Origin of the sequence: uncultured Caballeronia sp., from assembly GCF_964243625.1 — a bacterium.
Classification (GTDB): Bacteria; Pseudomonadota; Gammaproteobacteria; order Burkholderiales; family Burkholderiaceae; genus Caballeronia.
This window is the reverse complement of record NZ_CAXTGZ010000771.1, coordinates 1-2541: the sequence shown is the minus strand read 5'-3', so window position 1 is coordinate 2541 and position 2541 is coordinate 1. Positions and strand designations below refer to the sequence as shown.

At 60.1% G+C, this 2541-nt stretch carries 3 protein-coding genes and 1 pseudogene; 1 reads left to right on the top strand and 3 read right to left on the bottom strand.

Annotation, left to right across the window (positions count from 1 at the left end; translation table 11 throughout):
- The first annotated feature begins 44 nt into the window (after window positions 1–44).
- The gene (locus ACFFAR_RS30640; protein WP_375509160.1) at window positions 45–542 is read left to right on the top strand and encodes an RNA-binding protein; all 498 of its coding nucleotides are present in this window, start codon (window positions 45–47) and stop codon (window positions 540–542) included.
- Window positions 543–614: 72 nt separating this feature from the next.
- Here the strand turns inward: ACFFAR_RS30640 and ACFFAR_RS30635 are convergent, their stop codons facing one another.
- From ACFFAR_RS30635 to carB, 3 genes and pseudogenes are all read right to left on the bottom strand, one after another.
- Entirely contained in the window at window positions 615–1136 is a 522-nt protein-coding gene (locus tag ACFFAR_RS30635; protein ID WP_062167197.1) for a DUF4149 domain-containing protein, read from the bottom strand.
- Window positions 1136–1612: a transcription elongation factor GreA gene (gene greA, locus ACFFAR_RS30630; RefSeq protein ID WP_061999915.1), complete on the bottom strand. Its 477-nt coding sequence runs from the start codon at window positions 1610–1612 to the stop codon at window positions 1136–1138. The genes ACFFAR_RS30635 and greA overlap by 1 nt, the downstream gene beginning before the upstream one ends.
- 153 nt (window positions 1613–1765) lie before the next feature.
- Window positions 1766–2541, bottom strand: a pseudogene (gene carB, locus ACFFAR_RS30625) (carbamoyl phosphate synthase large subunit); the annotation flags it as partial.

Here is a 2541-nt window from a genome sequence, read left to right as displayed (position 1 = left end):
CAGGTATCCCTGAAGATCCTGTTACAGGTTCGGCACATTGCAACCTGATCCCTTACTGGGCAAAAGTATTGGGTAAGACCCACCTCCACGCCTACCAGATATCAGCCCGTAAAGGCGAGTTGTGGTGCGAGCTGCATGGCGACCGGGTTTTCGGCGATGACCGCGAATCCCGCGTCGCCGCTTACGCCGAAATCTGTGATCGCCTGGGCGCGGCTCCAGTCCAGCAGATCGGCAAACTTCTCGTGGTGTGGCGTCCGGAAGACGACGCTGCGCCTGCACGCAAAACCGGTACGGCTGGCGTGCGCGGCGCGAATCGCGTTGCGCCGCCGAGCGCGGGTGAAGCTGCCGATGCATCCACGAAAGGCCGCGCCCCGCGCGTGGTGAAGGTCGTGAAGATCACCCGCGATGCACCGGTGGTCCGCAAGCCGAAAAAGCAGAAACTGCTGGTTCGTGGCAATGAACGCGTCACCGCCGGCGGCAACGTGAAGCGTGCAAAGAAACGTCTGCCGAGCGCCAAGCGCCACCATCAGTCGTCGAAGTAAGCCGTTCCGGGTTCGCCCGGAAAGCAAAAAGCCGGTGTGATCCGATCAGCTCGGATCCCACCGGCTTTTTTTTCAGCCGCGTGCGCGACGTGCTGCGACGCTGGCTGTCTTTCCCTTCGGAACCGCGGTTTGCGCAGGGAACCGTCCCGGCGGAAGGCGCCAGAACAAGACCAGTCCCAACACACTCTCGATCAGGTAAAACGCGCTCGATACCCCGTGCAGCATGCCGAACCGGCTTGCATACGGTGACTGCGCGAGTTCCATCCCGCCCTCTTGTGCCGCCACACGCAAGGCGTTCATGAACGGCTGCAAGGCAAAATAGCCGATCAGCACGCACAGCAGCATGCCCGCGATCACCCAGCGCGTCCGCTTGTACTCATCGAAACCCGTACGTACCAGGCGATTCGCCATGACCAGCAGCACCAGCGCGCACACTACGCCCAGCATGCCCTCGATGCGAAAAAGCTGCGCCGCGACCGAACCCGCGGAGGTCCGGTCGAGCATGCTGAACAGCACGGGTGCTGCGATGTAACCCAGGGCCAGCACGCTGCCGACCCAGATCATGGCGACGATCCGAAAGAATCGATGAGCCATCAGACGTACTTGACCGCAATGACTTCGTATTCGCGCGCGCCGCTCGGTGCCTGCACCGACGCAACATCGCCCTCCGTCTTGCCAATTAACGCACGTGCTATAGGCGAGCTGATCGACACGAGGCCGTGATCGATGTCGGCTTCGTCGTCGCCGACGATCTGATAGGTCACCGAATTGCCCGAATCCAGGTCTTCCAGCTCGACGGTCGCGCCGAAGATCACGCGGCCGTCGGCTTCCACCTCGGTCGGATCGATGACTTGCGCGCCTGCCAGCTTCGACTCGAGCTCGGCAATCCGGCCTTCAATGAAGCCCTGCTTCTCTTTGGCAGCGTCATACTCCGCGTTTTCCGACAAGTCGCCCTGCGCGCGCGCTTCGGCGATCGAATTGACGACCGACGGGCGTTCTACGGATTTCAAATGTTGCAATTCGTCGCGCAGCAACGCTGCGCCACGTTTAGTCAAAGGAACTGTGCTCATAACCAACTCATTACGCAAAAATGCAGACGTAAAAAAATTACCGCGGTTAAGTGCATCTCCCGGTAAATATGGGAGACGCCGCTTAACCGCGGCCCTTGATACTTAGACTTCATATGGAGACTGCTGATACTGCTGAGACTCGAATCTGAAGCCTTAGTTTAGGCGAGCATGCAGTCCTTGTAAATCATAGACTTCCAGGTCCTTCAGATATCGGAGGCCTTCGACCGCCGCACGGGCGCCGGACATGGTCGTGTAGTACGTGACCTTGTTGGCTTGCGCGCTCATGCGGATCGAGCGGGAATCGGCGATTGCGGCGCGCGTTTCATCCACGGTCGTGAAGACCAGCGCAATTTCACCATTTTTGATCATGTCCACGATGTGCGGACGGCCATCCTTCACCTTGTTCACGACCTTGACCGGAACGCCCGCCGCTTCGATAGCCGCAGCCGTGCCCTTGGTTGCGACAATCGGATAGCCGAGTTCGTGCAGCATGGTCGCGACTTCCACGGCCTTTTGCTTGTCGGCGTCCATTACGGTCAGGAGAACCGTGCCGCTTTCCGGCAAGCGCGATCCGGCCGCAAGTTGCGACTTGAAGAGCGCCTCGCCGAACGTGCGGCCCACGCCCATGACTTCACCCGTCGAACGCATTTCAGGTCCGAGGACCGGATCGACCGCCGGGAATTTCACGAACGGAAACACCGCTTCCTTGACGCTGAAATACGGCGGGATCACTTCCTTCGTGATGCCTTGCGCCGACAGCTTCTGGCCGACCATCGCGCGAGCGGCGATTTTCGCCAGCGGCAAACCCGTCGCCTTCGACACATACGGCACCGTGCGCGAAGCACGTGGATTCACTTCGAGCACGTAGATCACGTCCTGCTTCGTGCCGTCTTCACGCGGCACTTGCTGGATCGCGAACTGCACGTTCA

Excerpts from the sequence above, each read along its gene's own strand:
- ACFFAR_RS30635 (WP_062167197.1), bottom strand. The coding sequence starts at position 1,136 with ATGGCTCATCGATTCTTTCGGATCGTCGCCATGATCTGGGTCGGCAGC.
- greA (WP_061999915.1), bottom strand. The coding sequence starts at position 1,612 with ATGAGCACAGTTCCTTTGACTAAACGTGGCGCAGCGTTGCTGCGCGAC.